Source organism: Streptomyces sp. ISL-43 (assembly GCF_018614195.1).
Taxonomy (GTDB): domain Bacteria; phylum Actinomycetota; class Actinomycetes; order Streptomycetales; family Streptomycetaceae; genus Streptomyces.
Genome location: NZ_JAGGOT010000006.1, coordinates 1 through 21,434 on the forward strand (window position 1 = coordinate 1; position 21,434 = coordinate 21,434).

Below are 21,434 nucleotides of genomic sequence, written 5' to 3' on the forward strand. Positions count from 1 at the left end.
TTCTCGGAGTGGCAGGTGACCCAGGGTCATTGCTTGAAGGCGGTTTGTCCGGGTTCGTTACCCGGTGAGTCCGAGGGCTGACAGGGGCCGGTGGTGGTCGCGGGCGGTGTGGCGGAGGGCGGCGGCGATGTTGGCGCGGCCGTCTTGGCGGTGGACGCCGATGGCGAGGTTGCGCAGGCCGGCCATGATGCGGGGCAGGTGTGCGGTGCGGATTTTGGAGTCGTCCTCGCGGTAGGTCCGGTCGCGGACGTGGTGCAGGAGGTTTTCGATGCCCCAGTGCCCTCTGATCCACGCTGCGAACTGTGCGCCGTCGGCGGCTCCGGGCGGCAGGCTGGTGATCAGGTAGACGCGCTCGATGGTGAGCTTGCCGGAGCTGAGCTCGCGTCGCCAGCGCACGACTTGGAGGACCTGACGGGCGTCGGGGTAGTAGAGGTGGGCGAAGGCGGCGGTCTTCAGGCGGCGGATCTCGTCGCGATGATGGGCGCGGGTGCGGTCGTAGTGGTCGAGCGTGATCTCGTGCCAGGGCAGCTTGCGGATCCTCTCGTAGAGGCCGGGGTGGTTCTTCTTGACGACCGCGATGTAGTGGGCGCCACGTCGGCGCAGGTAGGTGCCGTGGGCGTGCTGAGTGTGCAGGGCGTCGGTGGTGATCACCGTGCCGGTGAGATCGAGGGTGTCCAGCAGCGGGGCGAAGGCGGGAATCTCGTTGCTCTTGTCGGCGATCTGGCGCTGGGCGAGGACTTCTCCGCTGTGGGCCATGGCGGCCAGCAGCACGGTCGCAGGCCGGGTGGTGGTGCGCGAGCCGCGCACGGTCTTGCCCCGTCCACCGCGACCGCCCGCAGGGCGCCGGCATCGATGGTGCGCCCTGCCCGTGCGGACAGGAACGCGCCGATAGCCGTGTCCAGCGCATCACCGTCCAGCCGGGCGAGCAGTCGGCGCACGGTGGCCGGGTGCGGCACCGCCACCTGCCCGGTCAGGGGGTCCGGTACGAAGCCGAGCGCCCGAAGCGCCCAGTGTGGTGCGTCGCCCACCCACTCGCCGATGGCCGTCAGGGAGCGGGCACCGGCCAGCACGCTCGCCGCTGCCGCGGACAGCAGTGCGACCAGTGGGTACAGGCGTCCGCGGCGATCCCGTGGATCGGGCACCTGGTCGAGGTATAAGCGCAGGCAGACGGCGTCGGCGAGCGGAGCTGCACCTTCGGTGCGGGCCAGGTGCTCCAACGCGACGGGCATGGAGGAAGATACAGAGGCAGGCACGGGCTCGCTCGGTGCTCATGGGACGTAGACACTCACATGATCACCGGCACCGTGCCTGCCCTACTTCCCCACCGGGAAGGGGACATGACGCCACGTCACGGACGAGACAGGCGAACCAGACCGATCGCCTTCATGCAATGACCCTGGTGACGGGCCCCTGTCGGATTGTCAGTGCCGGGTCCTACCGTGAGGGAAGGCAGCACCGTCAGGGGGAGGGCACACTGTGGCCAACATCGTCTGGCACACGAAACTCCGGTTGCTTCTTGACCTCAAACAGGAGGACCTCGGGCAAGGCATCGACGGATTGTGGGATCTGCTCTACAGCACCGACCGGCTCCTCGCGTCGCGCAGCGTTCCCGTCGCGGAGCGGGAACTGCAGTGTGGGGGCATCTGCCGGGACGCCAACGTGGTGGCGTGGATGTATCTGCGCCAGCAGCCCAACGGCCGCCGGGAAGCAGTTCACGAGCGGGCGGAGGACCAAGAGCGCCACAGCGCCCCCATGTCAGACGAGCACAAGGCATATCAGGAACGAATCCTGCGCGCCGCCGAGGAAGGCGGCTTCCCCGGCGACAGCGAAGTCCGCACACCCGTCGGCACCCGCAACTGGATCCAGACCGACACCCTGATCGAAGGCGTGGGAGGAAGGCGGATCGGCTGGGAGATCCAGCTCTCCTCCGCCGGTGTCGAGGGGCCCAGAAGTGTGAAGGCCAGGGCAGCGAAGGCTGCGAAGCACGGCATCACCCCTGCCTGGCACACCGACCGGGCGGACTACGCGCAGCGCAGCGAGACCCAGTGGACCCGCAGCAACAACCTGCCCGCCCACGTCATCGCGAGGACGGGCGACCTTCGTGTGGTCTCCGGGTACCGTGCTTTGGACTTCTGGCTCTGCGACCTTCGGGCTCTGTACCCCTGTCCGGATGGCGTCCGTCGGTGTGGAAAACCCCACGTCACCCCCAAGCCCCGCGACGTGCTGTTCGATGACCTTGTTCGGGGGACAGCTGCGGGAACGATCGTGCCCGTGGAACTTCACAGAGGGACGAAGGCCGACCGGTTCTGGGTGACGACCGAGGACTGCGACCGGTTGAACGACCTGCAGGACGGCGTCATCGAGCTGCCGACTGCCCCGAAGGACCCCTCGGGGCCGTCCAAGTCCAGCCCGAACATGCCCACCTGCCGGCCTTCGGCGGTCTTGAGCACTGGCGTTGTTCCTGCCTTCATGCCACATCCTGATCCTGCGAGCGCGAGCCAACCAACTGCTGCAGATCCGAGGCCGGCTTCGTCGATCCCACAGCAGCGCGGTCTCCCGGCAGGGTCAGCGCCCGTGACGCAACCTTTCCCTCCCGCGAGGACCGTTCCTTGGGTTCCCGCACCTGCACTACCCGCTCTCGTCGAATCTAGGGGCGGTGATCAAGAGGAGAAAGAGCCCGAACAGGGGAATCCTCGGGGTGCCGACTCTCTACCGAAAATCGAACACCATTACGATTCCGTCGTGACCGACACCGACACCCCCCAGTCCACCTTCCCCCTCGATCTCCTGCAGCTCCAGGAGCGACTGCACCGTGCTCGCGCCGAGCACGGTGCCTACCTGGCGGCCCTGCCCTGGAGTGTGGAGCCGATGGCCGGATGGGCACGAGGAGACCGTTTCTCCCACCGCGGCGACGTCCCCGACAGCCCTGGGTGGAGCGACGATCAGAAGGAGACCGTCGACCGGAGGTGGGCAGACCTTCGAGAACTGACGAGTGCCATCGCAGACCATCCCCACTGGGCAGCCGTCCCCGCCGAGGTGCGAGTAGAAGCGCGCATGAACCTGAAGAAGCAAGCCCGCCCTGTCGAGGTGTCCGACGACGTGGAGGCCGCGTAGATCCCCCTCTGCTCCCGTGCAGGCACCGCCCACTCTCTGACGTATCGGGCATCAGAAGCGGGCGGCGGGCCTACAGGGGCAGGGCGAGCCGGGATCCGATTCGAAAACGCATCTCGCTGGCGGCGTAGCGGATGTTCTCGGGTTGTCCGTTTTCTTCGAGCTGGCCGAGGAGGACCATGAGGGCCCGTGCTTCGTCCTGGCTGATGACCTTCAGACGGGGCTCCGTGGCCGTGTCGAGGAGTGTGTCGAGAAATTCGTCGTCCATGACCGGTTTCCTGCGTCACGACGTCAAGGCGCTGCTTACGCGTCAGCTACCAGTGGGGCACTACATTCCTGACCGTTCGGGCCAGTGCACCTCGGCCCCCTGTCGGGGAACGCGGGATTGGTGAGGATGGGCCTCAAGGCTTCGATCAGTACCGCGTCAGGCGGCGGCGCAGCTGCGACCCTGCGGTGGACGTAAGCGACGACTTCGTCGCCGAGGATGGCGTGTCGACAGGCGCGACAGGTCATGGAGATCCTCCTTCGCTTGTAGGTCCGGCTCCGGCGTAGCCGAGAGCGTGCCGTCGGCAGGTCCGGGCTCGGCCCGCGGTCTGACGTACCGCTACGCGGTGGGCTGCCCGGCCGGGGGTCCCTGGTCGGCCGGCTGGTCGAGTTGCTGCTGACGGCGGCGTTGTTCGTTTCGGAGTTCCTCGACGCGTCCGGTGAACCGGGCCAGGGCCTGCTTGTCCTGGTCGGGGCCGAAGTCGGCGTACTCACCAACACCGAGGGCGAAGGCGTTGGTCTCCGCTTCGATCTCGTCGGCGGTCTGCTGAAGGAAGTAGCTGCGCTCGCGGTACTTGTAGTAGCCGTTGATCATCGCGGCGACCGTGATGGCGAAGCTGATAAGGAGCAGGGTGATGCTGTGCCAGGTCAGCTCCTTGCCGGTGTCCAGGGCGGCGATGGTCGTGGTGGCCGCGGAGCCCACCATGATCAGGGTCTGAAGGATGTTGTGGACTCTTCGGTACTTTCGGGATTCGTGGGCGTACACGTCGATGAAGCCCTGGACGTCTTCCCGGTACAGGCTGCGCTGCTCGATGAGACCAGGCCGCACCAGGGCGCTGTAGAAGCGCAGCTCGTCGCGGCTCTGCTCGAGGCCCGACTCGATCTCGTCGAGGGAGCCGTCCGTGGGCAGAGCCCCGTTGGCCAGCACGGCGAAGACGAGCGCGACCAAGGCGAGCACTCCGCAGATTATGTCCGGCTTCAGAAAGCGCTGCAGGTCCCATACGACGACGCTCCACGCTCCGGCGCCCAGCAGCAGCAGGAGAGCAGTGACGATCGACATGTTCCGTGTGCGGGTGAGCCTTCGGACGCGGGCCAATTCGGACTCGCGGTCCCGGACTTCCCTGCCGAGTTCGAAGAGGCGGGTCCGCTCCTCGTCGCGCAACTGTCGCTCGGCAGTGGACAACCGGTTGGGGGCGTCGTCGGTGAAATCGCGGGCCATGGTCTGCAAGCTCCTGCGCTGAGTCGGGATCACGAACGGGGACGGCTACGGGCTCAACGGCCCATTCGGCGGAGAGCTAGCTGGTGCCACCGTGTCCGTACGGCCTCGGCGTCCTCGGTCCATAGCACGGCCGAGTCAGCCCGGGAGGCGCGGCCGGCGAGATGACGGGCGACATCGGTGTAGTACGCGTGGTCGCCGTCCTGGGTGAGCTCGTTCAGCCGGTCGATGCTCGCGTCGGTCGCGGCGGTATCCGTGCATGCGCTGTGGTGGAAGGCCATGGCGAGTTCGAGGAGCGGTGCGGCCGCGGTGATTCCGGCGGTGGTGATCTCGGCCCGCAGGAGGTCCCCGCGGTCACCGAGGTCTCCGCCGGCGTCGCGGACGAGACCGGCAATCTTGGCGGTGAGGGTGGTGGCGCGCTGGTCGAGCCCGACGAGGAGCTGCTCGGCGAGGGCGAGTTCGTCGTCGGCGCGGGCGGGGTCTGTGAACGCCGTGGTGAGGGCGAGGTGGGTCTGGGCGATGGCCTGCTCGCCTGCGTTGCCGTGGGCTTCGGCTTCGGTGCGGGCGGCGGTGTACGCGGCGGCTGCGCGGTCCATGTCGCCGTGGGCAAACCAGATGTCGCCCAGGACGCGGTGGCCGCGGCCGGGCCAGCCGAGGGATTCGGCGGTGGCCAGCGCGGTGGGGAAATCGCCGGCGGTGCGCGCGAGGTGGGCAAGCCCGCGGGCGGCGTCGGGGGCGTAGCGGCCGCCGCCGTCGGCGACCTGCCGCATGCCGGCGCGGGAGGCAGCGCTGTGGCCGAGGTCGCGGTCGGCCTTGGCCTTGAAGTAGAGGGCCATCTCGGCAAGCTCGGTGGGTAGCAATCCGGTCTCCAGCACGGCGGTGAGCCGCTCAGCAGTCCGCGCGCGGTGTTCGTGCTGGCGCCGGGCCAGCGTGCTGAGGAGCTCGTCCAGCGCCCCGGCCGCCGTGGCGAGCTCCTCGTTGCCGTCCTGGGCGGGTAGCGGGAGGGGCTCCCACACGTAGTCGGCGGTGTACGCGAACGCGGCGTCGGTGAGCCAGCCGAGTTCGAGGGCGTGGTCGTGGGCGAGAGCCAGGCCCTGGCGCAGGCAGCCCGTCAGCAGCCGACGGTCCGGTCCCGTCCCCGCCGCCCACTGGGAGCCGAGCGCGGCCAGTGCCCGCCCGGCCGCCGCCCGCCAGTCGTCCTCGGTCCACCGGTCGTCGGTCGCGTCGTCGGCGTCGCGCAGGGTGGAGCGGATCAGCGCGTGCAGGCTGTACGGCCACAACCCGAAAGGGTCTTCGCGGACGAGGGGCCGCTCGGCGAGGCGTGCGGCTGCGGCCTGGTGGGAGAGGCCAGCAGCGGCGGTGGCCAGGGGAAGGTCGAAGGCGTCCAGCAGGCTGACCGCGCGCAGGAGGTGGCGTTCGTCCGGGGTGAGGTCGGCCAGGGTGCGGGTGAGCAGCGCGGGGAAGTCGGTGCCGAAGTCGGAAGCCGCGGGGGTGCGGGCAGCGCGGCGGAGCTCCAGGAAGCGCAGGACGGCGAGGTCGAGGTAGAGGGGCAGGCCGTGGGAGCGCTCGGCGATCACCGTGCGCAGCCCCGGGTCGATGAGGGGCTGGCCGTCGCGGGTCAGGCGCCGGGCGAGGTAGTCGGCGCAGTCCTGCGGGGAGAAGTCGCCGATGAGGACCTGGCGGTCGGTCCCGGTCGGGGTGCCGGCGGTGCGGGGGCCGGGCACGGCCTGCCCGACGAGTCCGGGCCAGGCGGTGGGGCCGGTCCAGTCGAGCTGGCCTTCCAGCGCGGCGTCGGCCCACTGCAGGCGGCCGCGGCCGGTGACGATGAAGAACGCGTTCGGCATCAGCCACACCAGGCGCTGCAGGAGCCGTTCGAGGTCGCGGTGGGTGCGGGTGCCGGTGTCCTCGAAGGTGTCCAGCAAGACGACCGGCACGGTGGCCTGCTCGGCGGGGAGCTGGGCGAGCTCGAAGGCCAGCAGGTGCGGGTAGTAGGAGAGCGCGTCGATGTCGGGCTCGACGTCCAGGAGGTCGGCGAGGCGGGCGCAGCCGGCCAGGGCCCGCACCGTCTGGCGGCGCTCGCGGATCGCGGTGGTCAGGGCGCCGGTGAGCTGGCCGATGGCCGAGCCGACGGTGCCGGGCAGGAGCAGGGCCTGCGCGACGTCGGAGAGCGCGGACTGCATCTGCTGCGGCAGGTTCTTGCCGAACCGTGCGGCGAGACCGCCGCGGCGCAGGTACTCCTCCAGCGATTCGCCGGGGTGCTGGTGCTCCCAGTAGCGGCGCAGCGCGATGTCGAAGGCAGGCAGCGGACGGTTCAGGTGGGCGGCGAGGGCGAGGCGGATGGTGAGGACGACGCGCTCGAAGTCCACGTCGGCGGACCGGGCGAGGTCGATCCGGATCGGCAGGAGCGCCGGCCGGGCGGGCCAGACGGATTCACCCCAGCGGGCCGGGCGGCCCTCGGCTCCGGCGAGCGCAGCCTCCAACGTGCGTGACAGCGTCGTCTTCCCGATCCCCCCGACTCCGTGGAACGTCAGGATGTTGTTCCGGGGGGCTTCCAGGTCCTCCACGCTGAAGCCGGGGGCGGTGATGCGGGCCAGGTGCTCGGCGAGGGCGCTCTGGACGATCTGCCACTGCCCCTGCCGGTTCGTGAACGCCTCGCCGGCCTCCACCTGCCGGTCGTTGGTGCTGAACAACGCCCGAAGATCCCGCCCCGCCATGACTCCCCCTGGTGATCGCCCCGTGTCCTCAACCTATGCCCGTCCCGGCCGCAGTGAAGGTGCGTCAGGGAGAATTGGCTGGTCAAGCACGTCAACACGACCAAGGTGGTACGCCGTGAACGGCCCCCTCATGCCCGAAGACTCCACGTCCCAGCCGCTCCACCAGGGGGGTGGGGACGCCCGGCAGGCCGAGCGCATGGTGAAGGAGGTCATCCGCTGGTACAACGCCCGCCTCACTCAGGCCCGCGACAGCGGCCCGGACGCGAAGACCATCGAGATGCTGCGCGCAGCAAGGGATCAAGCCGTGGATGACCTGGACCTGCTCGAGGATGCCGACGAGGACACCACGGTGCAGATCGGTATCACCTATGCCGCTCGGCTGAGAGAGCTTGCTGACTTCGGGTCGTCGGAGTGAATTGAGGCGTAGCCCCTGATGCGCCGGCGCGGTGGTTGCATTCCGTGGTCTGCGGGGAGGCGGATGAGGTCGGGCTGACCTCTGCAGGGCATCAGCCCCCTGATCGGTTCGGATGCTGGCCGCGGAGCTGATCGGGCCGCCCGATATCTGGCGCCGAGTCTCCCGCTGAGGTTCCCCCGCTGTGCGGGAGTAGTTGACTAGCTGGTCAGAACGGGTAGACGGGGTTTCAGGTTCGCTTGTTCGGCCGTCGCCTGTTCGGTGTAGTGCTTCTCCTCGAATTCGATGGGGCTGAGGTAGCCGAGGCGTTTCTGGATGCGGCGGGGGTTGTAGAAGCCGTCGATGTACTCGAAGAGCGCGAGGTTCGCCTCGGCCCTGGTGGCGAAGACGCGGCCACGGACGCACTCGGTCTTGATCAGCATCCACAGGTTCTCGGCGAGGGCGTTGTCGTACGAGTCTCCGACCGAGCCCATGGACGCTTCGATTCCTGCCCGCAGCAGCCGGGTTGTGAGCTTGATCGCCGTGTACTGGCAGCCGTGATCGGCATGGTGAATGAGTTTGCCGGGCTCGACTTCGCGGCTGGCGAGGGCGTACTCCAGCGAGGACAGGACCAGGTCGGCGTCCGCGCGGGCGGAGGTCTCCCAGGCCACCACGCGCCGGGAGAAGGCGTCACGGATCGCGGACAGCCACAACGGGCCCTCGCTCGTGGGGATCATGGTGAGGTCGGTGACCCACAGCCGGTTCGGCCCTTCGGCGGTGAAGTCACGGTTGACGAGGTCGGGGGCGAGGGTGGCCGCGGGGTCGCGGTGGGTGAAGCCCTTGCCCTGCCGGCGGGGGCTGATGCCGTGCAGGCCGGCCTCGCGCATCAGCCGCTCGACCCGTTTACGGCCGACCGCCTCGCCCTCGCGTTTGAGGACGGCGTGGACCCGCGGGGATCCGTAGATCCCGCCGGACTCCGTATGGATCTCCTTGATCCGCCCGGTCAGCCCGGCATCGCGACGGCGCCGTTCACAGGGCTCCCGCTCGGCCAGGCGCCAGCGGTAGTAGGTGGAGGAGGCGATGGACAGTTCCCGAAGGACGGGCTCGACCCCCAGATGCGGATGCTCGTCGAGCAGTCCTGTCACCTGGGCCGGGTCGGGTCGAGCTGTGCCGCGAAAAAAGCCGAGGCCGTCCGCAGGACCTCGTTCGCCCGCTTGAGCTGCACGTTCTCCTTGCGCAGGGAGGCCAGTTCCTCGCGCTCGGCCGTGGTCAGCACATCACCGCGCTCGCCGGCGTCGGCCTCGGCCTGGCGGATCCAGTTCCGCAGGGCCTCGTGGTGCACGCCGAGATCCTCGGCCATGCGGCGGATCACGGGCTTCGGCTCGGCAGTCCGGTACATCCGCACCGCACGCTCACGCAACTCGAGCGGGTACTTCCTCGGGGCAGGCATCGTCTGGGCTCCTCTCATGAGACCCATCTGACCCCCTGTCACCTCTCCCCGCATCTCGGGGGAACCTCACGCCGTGGGGAACAATCGGTTCTGGCCCGTCAGGCAGACCGGGTGTACGGCAGGTGGGGGCACAGTGGACGATGCACGAGACTTGGCGTTCCGGTACGTGAGCATGCCGGAGCCGGAACCCGCCCGGCGAGCAGCGGATCCGGACACGCCAGGTGGCATCGTCGGTGAACTTCTCCGCCGGAGCGCCCGGTCTGTCAGCGGTGATCCTCGTGATCATGCGAACCCCGCATACTTCGAGGCCGATGGCTGGACCTACGTCGTGCACCAGGTGTTGCTCTTCGATGCATCTGGTGACACGTTCCTCCCGCCCGATCGGAAGAGCGAACGGCGGGTGTGGATCTGCCAGGAAATATCGGGACTGCCCCTGGAGGAGCCCGCCTTTGCAGGGGCAGCACACTGCCCGGAAGTGGTGCTGGACCGTACGCATGTGGAAGCCGCCTTGACCGGTCTGGGCGACCTCGTCGACTTCATTGAGGAGACCTTCCGCCGGGGCCAGCTGTACGTGCCCGTTGACGAACTGCTCGGACTCGCTGACACGGATCGGCTCCCGCTGGCCATGGCTCCGGCAGGGCGTCTCGACATTCCGCAGCCTACGGAGCGAAGCAGCCCCGCAGTTGGGGCGGATTTCCTCCTGGTGGGGGAGCCGACCGCCGATCTGACCGTCACGGGGCTGGCCTACCGCGCCCCTGAAAGTCTCCTCGTCGCCTGTACAGAAGGGGTCATCGAGCTCCATCCGTTGACGGGTGCGGCTCGATGGCTCTTCCGCCTGCCGGGCTGTACCAGCAGTCCTCTGCCCCAGCCGGATGGTTCGGTGTTCGTGATCTGCGGTGCGGCCTTGGTGAAGTGGCATAACGGTGCCCTGACCCCGGTGGCCGGACCGTTCGAGCTGCCCGCTCACCTTCTGGAAGGTCCGGACGGTCAGCCATGGGTGCTCTCTGGTTCTGGCGTCACCTTCGGAACGGGCCAGAGCACGCTGGCTCTGACCCGCGCCGGAGACGATTTGAGTGACCAGTCGCACTACCCGCTTTCTTTCGATGCCGCTGTCCGAGCGGCGGTCTCGCTCGGCGAGCGCCGGTTCCTGCTGGTCGCCGACGGGCACTCGGCGACGACCGACCTCAAGCGTGGCACCGGCGTCGGGCTTGGCGAGGACTGGATCCCCACGCCTGTCCCGCATCCGCACCACGCCTTCGCAACCGGGCCCGACCAGGTGGCCCTCGCCTCCGGAGACGGTTCCGGTACACGGGTCCTGGTGCGCTCCCTGAATCTCCTCACCGGGCTGACCGGCGGTGGCATCGACCTCGCACTTGGCCGCCTCCACGGCGTGGCGTACGACGTGGCTGGCTCGACCTTCCTGCTTGGCACCCTCTCCGGCAGTGACCCGGTCCGTCCCCGGCACGCACTCATCCGCCTCACCGGACTGCACCAGGGCGGCCCCGTCGCGCTGTCGTCAGCCAGGCCGGAGCCAACCTCTGCTGAACAGCGCTATGACGCGGTCGGCCTGGCTGCGCGCGGTGAGAAGCGGGACTACCGGATCGACGACAAGCCTCGGGAGAGCGGAGGTCAGGCCGACGTCTTCTACGCCGTCCACAAGGCCACCGGCGAACCGGTGGCATTCAAGAAGCGCAAAAACCCTGGCCCCCGTGCGACGCGTCGCTGGCGCCGTGAACTGGACTGTGCCCGCGCGATGGGATCGCACCCCGGGGCTATGCCGATCCTGGATGCCGACGCGCTGGCCACCTGGTACGTCATGCCCTGGGCGGAGGCCACCGCCGAGGACCGACGCGCGCAGCTCGCCGACCCGGAAGAGCTGCGTGCCATGGTGCTGTCCGTCGCGTCGGCGCTGGCGGCCTCGCACGAGCACGGCTGGGTACACCGGGACATAACGCCTGCCAACATCCTGCTGTACGACGGCCGGTGGCGGCTGGCCGACTGGGGCATCGCTCGCCGTCCCCGCGGCCAGACCAGCGCCGGCGGACCGCTGACCGAGACCGGTGTCGTGTTCGGTACCGAGGGTTACGCGGCACCGGAACTCGCCCGCGACGCCCACAAAGAGGCCACGCCGGCCAGCGATATCTACAGCCTCGCCCGGGTGGTCGCTTGGATCCTGACTGGTACCAGGCCGCAGCCCAACGTTGTGCTGCTACCGCCGTCCCGGAAGATTTCAAGTCCAGTGAGACGGTCGTGACGCTATGAGGTTTGTGGTGTGGGTTCCCGGCGCTTGGCCGGGTCGTTGATCCACGCCTTCTGGGGTATCTCGGGTGGTCGGGGGCGGCGGCCGAAGCGTTCGGGATGCCGGGCGTATGCCTGGGCGAGGGTGACGGCCCGCTGGTCGCGGACCTCCTCGGCGGTTCCGAAATGGACGGATGCAGGAGTGTGCCAGCCGATGCCCGAGTGCCGGTGTTCGTGGTTGTAGTGCGCGATGAACGCGTCGAACCACTCGCGGGCGTGGGCCAGGGAGTCGAAGCGTTCGGGATAGTCGGACATGTACTTCGTGGTCTTGAACTGGGCCTCGCTGTAGGGGTTGTCGTTGGAGACCTTCGGCCGTGAGTGCGAACGCGTGACGCCCAGATCGATCAGCAGCTGGGAGACCTTCTTGCTCGTCATCGAGGTGCCGCGGTCGGCGTGCACGGTCTCGGGCACGATGTGGTTGCGTGTGATGGCCTCCCGGATCAACTCCTCAGCGCGCTCAGCGGATTCGGCGGCCTCGACGGTGTGGCCGACGATGTAGCGGCTGAAGATGTCGATGATGACGTAGGCGTGATACCAGATGCCCTTGACCGGTCCGGCCGCCTTGGTGATGTCCCAGGTGAACACCTGTGACGGGCCGGTGGCGACCAGCTCGGGCACCGTTTTGGCGGGGTGGGTGGCCTGGCGGCGGCGTTCGCCGCTCTGGCCCCGCTCGCGCAGGATCCGGTACATCGTGGAGATCGAGCAGTGGTAGCGCCCGGCGTCCAGCTCGCGGGCCCAGATCTGTGCGGGCGGCAGCTCGGCGTACTCGTCGCTGTTCATCAGCTCCAGTACCGAGGCCCGCTCTCCGGCCGCGAGGGCCGAGGGCTGGGCCTGCGGCTCGCGGGGTCTGCGCGGCGTGGGGGGCCGCAGCCGGCGGTAGTGGGTGGCGCGGGAGCGGCCGGTCAGCCGACACGCGGACGTGATGCCCAGCTCGCCCTCGATGCCGGTGAACGCGGTGTCCACGACCGGCTCGGCGGTGTGCTTCAGTCCGCGCTCTCGGAGATCATTTCCAAGAGCGCCGAAGCTTTTCCCAGGATTTCCAGTGCGGCCTTGTTCCGGGCCAGTTCCTTCTCCAGCCGTTCCACCTGGCGGCGCAGCTTCTCGTTCTCCGCCTCGGTGGCGGACCGCTTCGGCCTCGCCGGGCTGGTGCGCTTGTCGAGGAGGTTCTCCAGGGCGCCGGCATCCCGCGCGGCCCGCCACTCGGTGACGTGGGAGTGGTACAGGCGCTCGCGGCGCAGGACCGCACCCTTCTCGTTCTTGGGTGCGGCGTCGTACTCGGCCACGATCCGCAGTTTGTACTCGGGGCTGAAACTGCGGCGCTTCGGCCTGGGTGCCGGGTCGGATCCGGCGGGCTTGGTGCTGGTCATGAGGGGTGGGGTCTCCTGTCGTGCCCTCTCAGGCTAACCCGACAAAGCGGGACGTCTCACCCAAGGCTGACAGAGAGGGTCCGGACCCTGGCGCTACGTCCTACGGACCTGCACCCGGCCAGATCCTGGAGAGCGCCCCCAGAGCATTCCGGAGTTGCTCGCCCTCCTCGACCGGCCACGGGCCGACACCGCGACGCTGCCCATCATCCGTGCGAGGCGTCTGCTCCAGCTGGCTGAGACCGGCGACGGAGGCGCCGCCATGGATCTGGTCGACCTCGTGGCTGACCGGCCGCGCGACTACGAGCTCCACGTCCACGCCCTGGTCCTCCTACATGCCGACGTCGCCGGCCCCGTCCTGAGCCGGAACATCCCCCAGGCCACCGAGATCCTCCATGCGCTGGCCAGCCACACCCGGGACGAGAACGGCAGCTGGCCCGAGTTCCAGGAGATGGACCAGGTGATGCTCTGGCTGTGGCGGATCGCGAGGTACGCGGACCGCACGGCGAACTGGGATCTGCTGGAGGCCGCAGCGACCGCCCTGTTCACCTGGGACGCCAGCTACGACCAGTGGACACCACAAGACTCCATCAGGCCGTGGCTGGCTGGCATCACCGGGCACGCGGCACACATCGTGGCAAGCCTCCTCCGTGAACACCCAGGCAGTGCCTGCCACTACTCGGCGGTGGCCGCCGACCGACGGGCACACCAAGAGATACGCGCTGCGGTCTTCACCACTGACTGACCCGGCGTGTGTCAGCCGCAGGCAACGGCAGACGGGCAGGGCCTTCCCATTGCTCCACCTGCCGGGCCTGCCACGCGGCAGGCATCAGCGGCTGCGCCTGGGCCGTGATCCCTGCGATCTCCTCCCGCCACCGGGGCAGCACCTGATGCAAGGCTCGCTGGACGGATTGAAAGCGGGCGGCCTCCTGCTGGGTGTAGGGGCGGCGCCGGGCAGCGGCCAGAGCCCAGGCGGCCCACCGGTCCCGGCCCAGCGCCCGGTGCTCGCCGTCGATCACCCGGACCGCGCTGACGCCGGGGTCTGCGGCCGCGGCCGCCACGATGCCAGCCGCCACCTGGCAACCCCTGGCGTGCGCGGCCGGGGCCGGGAGCGCGGTGACCACGTCGAGCCCCAGAGCACGGGCGTGGTCGACGAGAGTGCGCTGTCGGCTGTCGGCCGCCCGTCCGGCCAGGGCCACGACCTCGATCTGATAGTCGGCCCGGGCGAAGCGGCCCGCGCTCAAGGTGAAGTCGGCGGTGCTGGTGAAGTCGGCTTCGACGAGCAGGTCGCCGCGCCGTTCCCGTACGTACGCCTCGGCCTCGGCCTGCCAGTCCTCGGCATCCGGCCGCACCAGCTCGTCGGCGATGCGGGGAGTGTCGTTGACCAGCTGGAAGTGGTCCGGGTGGTGGCCGCGCAGCACATCGGGGTCCAGTACGACGGTGCCCGGCCGCATCGCCCGGCGCAGCATCCGCCTCGCCTCCAGCTGGCGTGCGCCCGCCTCGCCGACCAGGTAGACGACCAGCGGGTCCGGGCGGAAGGTCGCCTTGCGCAGGAAGGTCGGGGCGATCAGTTCGTCGAAGGTCCAGCGGTGTTGGTCCGCGCTGAGGCGGTGGTAGCCGGTGCCGGGCGGCGCGGAGAGCGGGTGCGCGATACGGCGGACCGGCTCGGCGACGGCCGCCGCCCGCTCGGCGTCGCGGGACACCGCCAGGCGGTGGTCCACGGGCAGCCGCTCGTCGTGGACCAGGACCTCGGCCCGCACCAGCTTGTGTCGGAAGATGCGGCTGCGCGGTCCGCTCCAGGGCCGTAACCGCTCTGCCCGCACCGTCGCGACCGCGGCCGGTGGCCGGCCCCATATGCGTTCGTCGGTGAGCTCGTTGTCGTACAGCGGCTCCAGCCCCCGGCGGACCGCGGTTATCCGGTCCACCAGGTGCTCGGCCTCGATCACCTCGAGCGAGGTCAGCAGCCCGTCGGAGCAGTGGTCCTGGTTGTCCCAGGCGACGTACCGGCCGCCGTCGGCGCCCGGGGCTAAGAACCTTTCCAGGGCGCCGAACTGGCTGTCCGCCTCGGCCACCGCGAGGACGACCAGCTCGATCCAGTAGCCCGCCGCCCGGTACAGGGCCGACACGGTCCGGGCTTCGGCAGGATCCGCCAGTGCGAGCTCCACCACCACGTCCAGCCCGGCCGCGCGCGCATACGCCTCGATCTCCGCCTGCCACCAGCGGGTCACCGGCCGCACCCCGGCGCCAGCCGTCCGTACGTCCCGCTCCAGCAGCACCTCGTACTCCCTGTGGGCCCGCTTGTAGAGATCGCTGCCGATGCGGACCGCGCCTCCTCGGCGGCTGAGCACGGTGTGGATCATCTCGGCGGCCGTGGACTTGCCGCTGCCGGGCGGGCCGGCCACGACCACGACCACCGGCCGGTCCTGCTGGACGGCCCCGGCGGTCCACTCCGGCAGCAGGATCTCGGTCAGGATCCGGCGGATTTCCGCGTCGGATAGTCCCTCCAGTCCCTGCGGAACCGCGTGCTGCTCTATCACCGTTGTCCCTCCCCACCCCACTAGATTAAAACCGAGGGTAAATCCAAGAATAAGAAAACGCCAAATCTGAGGGTAAGGAATGGTAGGGTGTGGGTTGGAGGTGAGGTATGCCCACCGAAGAGGAACTGTTCGACGCCGTGGACGCCCTGCTCGCGGGGGAGCCTGCAATGCCGCCGCCGGCGGAACGGGCCCGCCTGCGCGAGGCGGCCGGGATCACTCAGGCCCGGCTCGCCCAGGCGCTGCAGACCACGACACAGTCCGTGAAGAACTGGGAGGTCGGCCGCTCGGAGCCGCGGCCGCCGCGACGTCAGGCGTACCAGCGCCTGCTGGACGGATGGGCGGCGCAGTACGCCACCCCGGTCAAGAACGAGCGGCCCGTGCCCGAAGCGTTCGCCGGCCCGGCCGCCTCCGAGGCCCCGGAGGCGCCCACTGGCCTGACCCATGCCGCCACTGCGCCGGTACAGCCGCCGGCCGCCGTGCCGCCGTCACCCCCGGAGGTACCCAGCTCCACCAAGCCGCCGTCGTCGCGGCGCGCGGGTGCGAAGAAGGCCGTTGCGAAGCCCGAGCTCGCTCGGGCCGCCGCCGACCCGCGGTTCGAGAACGGTCCGCTGGCCGTCCTCGACGTCGAGAACGGCCAGGTCGTGGCGTACTGCGTCGGCGGCCTGGTCCTCGAGGTGCCCGCCAAGACCGTGCCGGCCCTGGTGGACTGGACGCTGACCGAGGCGAAGCTGGGGCAGGCCCGCCTGCACCGCAGCGGCTTCGACGCCGACCCGATGCTCGTCCTGACTCCGGCCGCGCTGGAGCGCTACGGCCTGCCCACCGCCCTCACACCCGAGGAGCGCAGCGCCGGACGCCTCAAGGACGGTCATAAGGTCATCAGGCAGGTCGAGCGCGCCGGGCTGGAGCTCACCAAGCGTGGCTTCGGCGCGTGGACGCGGATCTTCTACCGGCCCGAGGACGGCAAGCGGCGCTGCGTGCAGCTGTGCATCCCGGCCTGGGGCGCGCTGCCCACGAGCGAGTGGGACGACAAGAAGGACCCGCAGCTGCCGACGATGTCGGCGGCGGACCTCGCCCGGTTCCTCGGCACGTACGCGGAGCGGGTGATCACGCCGCGCGGCTTCACGGCGACCACGGGCCTGGCGCTGATGACGGCGCTGCGTCCGCCGACCCGCGCGGAGAAGGACGAGACCACCGGCGCCTTCAAGCCCGCGTACAACGCGGACGCGCTGACGGCCGTGTACGACGTGGTGGAGTGCGAGGTGCCCGACGAGCACCCGATCCTGAAGGGGAAGTGGCCCCGCCACCACCAGCGGACCCCGGACCAGATGTTGATGGAGGAGCCGTTCAGCTGGTGCCGGGAGCTGACCGATGACGAGTGCCTGAAGCCGTACCTGGTCGGCATCGACGTCAACATGGCGTTCGCCGCCGCAGCCAACAGCCTCGTCGTCGGCCTGAACGGGCCCACCCACCTCACCAACCCCGCCTTCGACAAGGCGCTGCCCGGCTCGTGGCTGGTCGACCTCTCCCACGTCGACCTCTCCCGCGCTCGGGTGGGCGGCCGGACCGTCGACGGCGACCGGCTCCCCTCCCCGTTCACGCCGTCTGGGGAGCGCCCCACAGGGCCGGCCTGGTACGCCACGCCGTCGGTCGCGTACGCGGTCCAGCTCGGTTTCGACGTCGCGCCGATCGAGGCGTACGTGCGCACCGAGACCGGCCGCTACCTGGACCCCTGGTACGACCGGCTGCGTGACGCCTACCTGGCGACGATGGCCGACCTCGGCGTCGTCCCGGGCATGGACGACGAGGCGTTCCTGGAGGCGATGGCCCGGGTGAAGGACGGGGACCCGGCGCTGAAGCTGCTGCTGAAGGCGATCAAGGCGACCGCGAAGGGCGGCATCGGCAAGCTGCGCCAGCGCAACAGCCGCGGCGAGGTCCCGTTCTACGAGCCGTGGCCGGCCCTTGAGCGTGAGACGTGGCGCCCCGACATCCGGGCCGCTGTCCTGTCGACCGTCCGCGTGATCATGCACCGCAAGATGATGAAGACCGCCGCAGCGGCCGACGTCTACCCCGTCGCCATCGGCACCGACTGCATCGTCTACCCCTCCGACGGGCCCTCCCCGCTGGACTTCCTCCCGTACACGCCCGACGGCAAGCCGGTGACCGGCACGTTCCGGCTCGGCGTCTCGCCGGGGATGGTCAAGTGGGAGGGCACCCAGACAGTTCTGTGGGCCGAGCAGAAAATCGAAGAACTCGGCGGCCTGTTCAACATCGCCCGGAACATCAAGGACGGCCGCCCGGCCGACGACGGGGAGTAGAAGACGATGGTGACCTCGCTCGGGGACAGCCTGGACCGCGCACTGGAGAAGGCGTTCACCCGCTCCACCCCCAAGAGCGCGCAGGCGCAGATGAAGTACCTGGTCAAGCAGCTCAAGGGCACGAAGGCCGCCGCCCAGGCGCTCGGGGTGTCCCAGCGGACCGTGGAGCGGTACGTGACCGGACAGATCAAGCATCCCCGCAAGGACCTCGCCGCCCGCATAGAGCGCGAGGTCAAAAAGCGGTGGCAGCCGCAGATCAGGGCGAAGGCGAAGAAGGCCGCCGCGACGAGCACCGGCATCGTCGTCACCACCAAGGCGCAGTTCGGGTTCACCGCGGCCCCGGGCACCACCGACGACGGCCGGATGCGGCACATCACCCAGGCCCTGTCCCCGCAGTGGGCCCAGCAGCTCTTCGACGCTCGCGACCAGGGCGCCACCGAACAGCAGCTCCTCGACATCGCCGCCCAGGGCCTCGGCCACCACTACTTCCGCGACAACGGCCGCCGTGCCCACGACCTGGACGTCGAGTTCACCGACATCCAGGAGATCGACATCACCCTCTGACCCACCACGCATCAGGGCCCCGAACCGTCGACGCGGTTCGGGGTCCTGATGCGTGCCGCCCTGTCGATCGGCGGTGGGCGGGACGTGACAGAACCCGGCCGGGGTGACTGTGAACCGGCCGGGCTCTGCGTGCGTGGGGTGCGGCTCTGCTCTAGAGCTCTTCGTCGCGCAGGTCTCGCTCTTCGTGAAGCGGGTTGTCGCGGCGCCGCTTGGTCTCCTCGGGGCTCTTGCCGCGGGACGGCTGGCCGGGCTGAGGGTGGACCGGGTCCTGGCCGGGTCGCTGCGGGCGCTGCTGCTCCTCGCGGCCCTTGCCCGGCTCCTGGCGCTTGTCCTGCGTACCGCCCATGACGGCGACTCCTCTTGATGCGGGGGGTGAGGATTTCCTCGTTCTCACGCTCACACGGACGGTTATGTTCCGCACCATTTCGGCTACGGATCGTGGCGCAGGGGTGATGTCGGGAACCGGGGTGGCTGCGTCGGAATGCGGACCGTGTCTCCGGTGGCGAGGATGAGCGGGATCCCCCGCCCGCCTGCTGTCAGGAGTGCACCGCCATGCTGGAGCGCAAACCGCGCAAGGACCGCACCGAGGTCACCTTCGTCCTGCCCGCCGACACCCCGCCCGGCCCGGTCAGCGTGGTGGGCGACTTCAACGACTGGCAGCCCGGCACCCACACGCTCACGCCGCGCAGCGACGGCACCCGGGCGGTCACCGTCGCCCTGCCCGGCAAGAGCGAGCACTCCTTCCGCTACCTCGCGGCCGGCGACTACTGGTTCGACGAGGAGAGCGCCGACAGCCACGACGGCCTCAACAGCCGCGTACGCACCTGAAATGGCCCAACCGGCGTGACCCGGGGCAGCGGCAGGCGTTGAGAGCGGCGACACGTGCCCCCGGCCCTTCGCTCCCCCCGGGCCGGAATCCGTGTGACGGCCCCTGCCCCCGCCCCCCGGCGGCAGGGGCCGTCGTCGTTCCCGAGCCCAGCCGCCTTCACGGCCCCGGTTCATGACGGAACGGTCACGCGCCGCCACATCGGCCACCCCGGTTCGTTGGACCCGGACATGGAGCAGAAAACCGTTCCGCCTCCGGAGCGAGCCGGATTCGCCCGGCTGGCAGAGGAGTTCTGGCAGGTGTCCGACGCGCCGATCTACGACGCCGTCGAGCGCCAGTGGCTCGCCGAGGGCCGGGAAGTGCCCCGCCGTCCGGGCCTGACGTGGGGTGGCCGGCGCCCGGTGAACACCGGAGACCTGTTCCACCGTGCCTGAACCACATCCTCACTCCGGCGCGTACAGCCGCTCGCGCAGGTACAGGAGGGCTGCGGTGTCCGCGACGGCGGCCAGAGTGGCCAGCAGCGTGCGGATGCGGGCGTCGTCGCCCTCGCGGACCGCCCGCACGATGTTCTCGATCGCTTCACGGGCGCGGGGGTCCATACCCGCCGGACCGGCCGTGGAGAGGCCATGGCCGACCGGGCCGCCACCCCGGCACTCCTCGGGGACCCCGTGCGCTGCCGTCATGTCACCCCCCCCAACGGATCGCAGTAGTCGCAGGTCACCACTGCCATGAAACGGCCGGCCACGCGCTACGATCACGCCCGGCCCGCCGACGGTATCGAGAGGGCGGGGCGGGGCCTGCACGGGGGTCAGGCCGTCTGCCCGTACCCCTCGGCCTCGGCGCGGCTCAAGCGAGGCGCGGGCTCAATCTTCTTTTCCCGCCAGGACACGATCAGCCGCATAGTGCGGGCAAGACAGAACATGCCACGTCACCGTCAGGCGACACCTGGCGGCCGCAACCGCGACCGTACGCGCCTGGCCGTCAGTCGGGCCCGCCGCGCAGTACGGGCACACGACGCTCTCTGCCCTCAACTCAGCCGTCACCCTCCCAATCCTGCCCCGCCGACGTGGACCGTGACGAGAGGGCCGCGCCGGGGAACGGACCCGGCCTTGCTAGACGCCAGACAGCCATCCGGCACCGAAATCCGAGACGTCTCGTGCGCGCTGTGCCCGCTCTTCGATCAGCCGGCGAAAGCCCGCCACCGCGTACCGCTCGCCGGTGGCCGAGCCGCGCCCGCGGATGCCGGCGACGTCGGCCATGAGTTGCTGGGGCTGGGGCTGCCAGCCGACGACCAGGACGCGCAAGCCCAGGCTCTCCGCCCGCCGGTGCAGGGCCAGGAGGTGGAGCAGGCCGGCGGCGTCCATGGAGATCGTGCCGTGCAGGTCGACCATGAGGTCCCGCTCGTCAGAGGTGACGTCGTTCAGCGCCCGCTGGAGCGCCGCGCCCGCGTCCTCATCGAGTGCCCCGGTGATGCTGACCAGGACCGTGCCGTGGCGCTGGACGTTCGTGGTGATCAATGCGTTCTCCTCCCGCCCGGGGCGCCGGGCCCTCGGGGGTCCCCATCCTGGCGCGGCGTTCCCCCGGACGGGTGCGAGGCACGCTGACGCTCCGACACAACCTGGACATTGCGGCCGCTCCCCCTGAGGTACCGCCCCGGCGTCACATCCCGCATCCACAGGGGCGGTCCTGCAGGCTCCAGGGATGATCAACGACAACACCGCAGGGCGAGCCCTGCTGCGCGACAAGCTTCTCGAGGGCCTGCGACGCGCGGAGCGCACCCTGTTCACCCGTCCCGCACCGAAATCCGCGCAGGCCCGGATGAAATTCCTTCGCACGCGCGAGGGCGGCTCCTCGAAGTCCCTGGCGGAGCGCTTGGGCGTCTCCCGTAAGACGGTGGACCGCTACCTCTCCGGAGCCACGAAGAAGCCGCAGAAGCGGCTCCAGGCCGCCTTGGAGCAGGAGACCGAAACCGAGTGGCAACCGCAGGTCAAAGCGCAGGCGAGGCAGCGCGCGGCCACCTCGGCGGGGCTCGTCATCTCCACCACCGCCTACTTCGCACTCGGCCCTGCGGGCACCTCGGACGCGGGTCGGAAACGGGACATCAGCGTCGCGGTATCCCCCTTCCACGCCGCCGCGATCCTCGCCGCCAGGGACAGGGGAGCGACGGCACAGAGCTGCATGACCTCGTCGCCGAGGCCATAGGGGACGCCTATTTCCGCCTCGAAGGGGGTGGTCGCGCGGGCCTGAAGGTGCAAATCGTTGACGTCGAGCGGCTCGATATTGCGTTTTAGACACACAGAATTCCACCCTGCTATAAACCTGGATGGACGGGCCGCCGTCGCATACTCGGACGGCGGCCCTCTTTCCCGTTTCCATGCGAAAGC

The 21,434-nt window shown here is 69.8% G+C and carries 21 protein-coding genes and 1 pseudogene; 9 read left to right on the plus strand and 13 right to left on the minus strand.

The features are described from left to right. Window positions 1-57: 57 nt before the first annotated feature. Together J7F03_RS40750 and J7F03_RS42255 are read right to left on the minus strand one after the other, a co-directional pair. Window positions 58-807 carry an ISAs1 family transposase gene (locus J7F03_RS40750; RefSeq protein ID WP_308379006.1) on the minus strand — a complete coding sequence of 250 codons (750 nt, stop codon included), beginning with the start codon at window positions 805-807 and terminating at the stop codon, window positions 58-60. 131 nt (window positions 808-938) lie between these two features. Further along, window positions 939-1,229, minus strand: a pseudogene (locus tag J7F03_RS42255) (transposase family protein); the annotation flags it as partial. A 247-nt stretch (window positions 1,230-1,476) separates the two neighbouring features. On the opposite strand from J7F03_RS42255, the gene J7F03_RS40760 reads away from it, so the two are divergent. Then, complete coding sequence (locus J7F03_RS40760) at window positions 1,477-3,114, plus strand: hypothetical protein (protein ID WP_251071383.1); 1,638 nt, start codon at window positions 1,477-1,479, stop codon at window positions 3,112-3,114. Window positions 3,115-3,184: 70 nt separating this feature from the next. Here the strand turns inward: J7F03_RS40760 and J7F03_RS03615 are convergent, their stop codons facing one another. The 3 genes from J7F03_RS03615 to J7F03_RS03625 form a co-directional block, all read right to left on the minus strand. Further along, window positions 3,185-3,379 carry a hypothetical protein gene (locus J7F03_RS03615; protein ID WP_214947167.1) on the minus strand — a complete coding sequence of 65 codons (195 nt, stop codon included), beginning with the start codon at window positions 3,377-3,379 and terminating at the stop codon, window positions 3,185-3,187. A 336-nt stretch (window positions 3,380-3,715) separates the two neighbouring features. Next, window positions 3,716-4,594 carry a DUF4231 domain-containing protein gene (locus J7F03_RS03620; RefSeq protein WP_251071384.1) on the minus strand — a complete coding sequence of 293 codons (879 nt, stop codon included), beginning with the start codon at window positions 4,592-4,594 and terminating at the stop codon, window positions 3,716-3,718. Between the two features lie 53 nt (window positions 4,595-4,647). Then, window positions 4,648-7,281 carry an ATP/GTP-binding protein gene (locus J7F03_RS03625; protein ID WP_308379009.1) on the minus strand — a complete coding sequence of 878 codons (2,634 nt, stop codon included), beginning with the start codon at window positions 7,279-7,281 and terminating at the stop codon, window positions 4,648-4,650. A 139-nt stretch (window positions 7,282-7,420) separates the two neighbouring features. Between J7F03_RS03625 and J7F03_RS03630 the strand changes: the two genes are divergently transcribed. Beyond that, window positions 7,421-7,720, plus strand: coding sequence for a hypothetical protein (locus J7F03_RS03630; protein ID WP_214947169.1), 300 nt, complete (start codon window positions 7,421-7,423; stop codon window positions 7,718-7,720). A 197-nt stretch (window positions 7,721-7,917) separates the two neighbouring features. On the opposite strand, the gene J7F03_RS03635 is transcribed toward J7F03_RS03630, so the two are convergent. Further along, a complete protein-coding gene (locus tag J7F03_RS03635; protein ID WP_214947170.1) occupies window positions 7,918-8,841 on the minus strand; it encodes an IS3 family transposase in 924 nt (307 codons plus the stop codon). Beyond that, window positions 8,838-9,146, minus strand: coding sequence for a transposase (locus J7F03_RS03640; protein WP_214947171.1), 309 nt, complete (start codon window positions 9,144-9,146; stop codon window positions 8,838-8,840). The genes J7F03_RS03635 and J7F03_RS03640 overlap by 4 nt, the downstream gene beginning before the upstream one ends. A gap of 133 nt (window positions 9,147-9,279) precedes the next feature. Between J7F03_RS03640 and J7F03_RS03645 the strand changes: the two genes are divergently transcribed. Next, window positions 9,280-11,400, plus strand: coding sequence for a serine/threonine-protein kinase (locus tag J7F03_RS03645; RefSeq protein WP_214947172.1), 2,121 nt, complete (start codon window positions 9,280-9,282; stop codon window positions 11,398-11,400). 2 nt (window positions 11,401-11,402) lie between these two features. Here the strand turns inward: J7F03_RS03645 and J7F03_RS03650 are convergent, their stop codons facing one another. Further along, window positions 11,403-12,407 (minus strand): IS3 family transposase, encoded by a 1,005-nt coding sequence (locus J7F03_RS03650; protein ID WP_214947173.1) that lies wholly within the window; start codon window positions 12,405-12,407, stop codon window positions 11,403-11,405. 20 nt (window positions 12,408-12,427) lie between these two features. Beyond that, window positions 12,428-12,811, minus strand: coding sequence for a hypothetical protein (locus J7F03_RS03655; protein ID WP_214947174.1), 384 nt, complete (start codon window positions 12,809-12,811; stop codon window positions 12,428-12,430). Window positions 12,812-12,965: 154 nt separating this feature from the next. On the opposite strand from J7F03_RS03655, the gene J7F03_RS03660 reads away from it, so the two are divergent. Further along, on the plus strand, window positions 12,966-13,553 hold the full coding sequence (locus J7F03_RS03660) for a hypothetical protein (RefSeq protein ID WP_214947175.1): 588 nt from the start codon (window positions 12,966-12,968) through the stop codon (window positions 13,551-13,553). Here the strand turns inward: J7F03_RS03660 and J7F03_RS03665 are convergent. Continuing rightward, a complete protein-coding gene (locus tag J7F03_RS03665; RefSeq protein ID WP_214947176.1) occupies window positions 13,540-15,345 on the minus strand; it encodes a zeta toxin family protein in 1,806 nt (601 codons plus the stop codon). The two genes, J7F03_RS03660 and J7F03_RS03665, sit on opposite strands and share 14 nt — an antisense overlap. Before the next feature lie 107 nt (window positions 15,346-15,452). On the opposite strand from J7F03_RS03665, the gene J7F03_RS03670 reads away from it, so the two are divergent. Both J7F03_RS03670 and J7F03_RS03675 read left to right on the plus strand, forming a co-directional pair. Next, complete coding sequence (locus J7F03_RS03670; RefSeq protein WP_214947177.1) at window positions 15,453-17,660, plus strand: DNA-binding transcriptional regulator; 2,208 nt, start codon at window positions 15,453-15,455, stop codon at window positions 17,658-17,660. 6 nt (window positions 17,661-17,666) lie between these two features. Beyond that, the gene (locus J7F03_RS03675) at window positions 17,667-18,224 is read left to right on the plus strand and encodes an XRE family transcriptional regulator (protein WP_214947178.1); all 558 of its coding nucleotides are present in this window, start codon (window positions 17,667-17,669) and stop codon (window positions 18,222-18,224) included. A gap of 151 nt (window positions 18,225-18,375) precedes the next feature. Here J7F03_RS03675 and J7F03_RS03680 read toward each other — a convergent pair whose 3' ends face one another. Beyond that, complete coding sequence (locus J7F03_RS03680) at window positions 18,376-18,570, minus strand: hypothetical protein (protein WP_214947179.1); 195 nt, start codon at window positions 18,568-18,570, stop codon at window positions 18,376-18,378. 206 nt (window positions 18,571-18,776) lie between these two features. On the opposite strand from J7F03_RS03680, the gene J7F03_RS03685 reads away from it, so the two are divergent. Continuing rightward, entirely contained in the window at window positions 18,777-19,052 is a 276-nt protein-coding gene (locus J7F03_RS03685) for an isoamylase early set domain-containing protein (RefSeq protein WP_214931263.1), read from the plus strand. A gap of 228 nt (window positions 19,053-19,280) precedes the next feature. Then, on the plus strand, window positions 19,281-19,484 hold the full coding sequence (locus J7F03_RS03690; protein ID WP_214947180.1) for a hypothetical protein: 204 nt from the start codon (window positions 19,281-19,283) through the stop codon (window positions 19,482-19,484). Window positions 19,485-19,493: 9 nt separating this feature from the next. On the opposite strand, the gene J7F03_RS03695 is transcribed toward J7F03_RS03690, so the two are convergent. Both J7F03_RS03695 and J7F03_RS03700 read right to left on the minus strand, forming a co-directional pair. Beyond that, window positions 19,494-19,733 (minus strand): hypothetical protein, encoded by a 240-nt coding sequence (locus J7F03_RS03695; RefSeq protein ID WP_214947181.1) that lies wholly within the window; start codon window positions 19,731-19,733, stop codon window positions 19,494-19,496. A 429-nt stretch (window positions 19,734-20,162) separates the two neighbouring features. After that, on the minus strand, window positions 20,163-20,567 hold the full coding sequence (locus J7F03_RS03700) for an STAS domain-containing protein (RefSeq protein ID WP_214947182.1): 405 nt from the start codon (window positions 20,565-20,567) through the stop codon (window positions 20,163-20,165). A 184-nt stretch (window positions 20,568-20,751) separates the two neighbouring features. On the opposite strand from J7F03_RS03700, the gene J7F03_RS03705 reads away from it, so the two are divergent. After that, entirely contained in the window at window positions 20,752-21,252 is a 501-nt protein-coding gene (locus J7F03_RS03705; protein WP_251071386.1) for a helix-turn-helix transcriptional regulator, read from the plus strand. Window positions 21,253-21,434: the final 182 nt, after the last annotated feature.

Bases quoted from the DNA above. Each gene is read 5' to 3' on its own strand.
- J7F03_RS03675 (WP_214947178.1), top strand. From the start codon at position 17,667: ATGGTGACCTCGCTCGGGGACAGCCTGGACCGCGCACTGGAGAAGGCG.
- J7F03_RS03620 (WP_251071384.1), bottom strand. From the start codon at position 4,594: ATGGCCCGCGATTTCACCGACGACGCCCCCAACCGGTTGTCCACTGCC.
- J7F03_RS03615 (WP_214947167.1), bottom strand. From the start codon at position 3,379: ATGGACGACGAATTTCTCGACACACTCCTCGACACGGCCACGGAGCCC.
- J7F03_RS03670 (WP_214947177.1), top strand. From the start codon at position 15,453: ATGCCCACCGAAGAGGAACTGTTCGACGCCGTGGACGCCCTGCTCGCG.
- J7F03_RS03680 (WP_214947179.1), bottom strand. From the start codon at position 18,570: ATGGGCGGTACGCAGGACAAGCGCCAGGAGCCGGGCAAGGGCCGCGAG.
- J7F03_RS03705 (WP_251071386.1), top strand. From the start codon at position 20,752: ATGATCAACGACAACACCGCAGGGCGAGCCCTGCTGCGCGACAAGCTT.
- J7F03_RS03685 (WP_214931263.1), top strand. From the start codon at position 18,777: ATGCTGGAGCGCAAACCGCGCAAGGACCGCACCGAGGTCACCTTCGTC.
- J7F03_RS03695 (WP_214947181.1), bottom strand. From the start codon at position 19,733: ATGACGGCAGCGCACGGGGTCCCCGAGGAGTGCCGGGGTGGCGGCCCG.
- J7F03_RS03640 (WP_214947171.1), bottom strand. From the start codon at position 9,146: ATGCCTGCCCCGAGGAAGTACCCGCTCGAGTTGCGTGAGCGTGCGGTG.
- J7F03_RS03655 (WP_214947174.1), bottom strand. From the start codon at position 12,811: ATGACCAGCACCAAGCCCGCCGGATCCGACCCGGCACCCAGGCCGAAG.
- J7F03_RS03690 (WP_214947180.1), top strand. From the start codon at position 19,281: ATGGAGCAGAAAACCGTTCCGCCTCCGGAGCGAGCCGGATTCGCCCGG.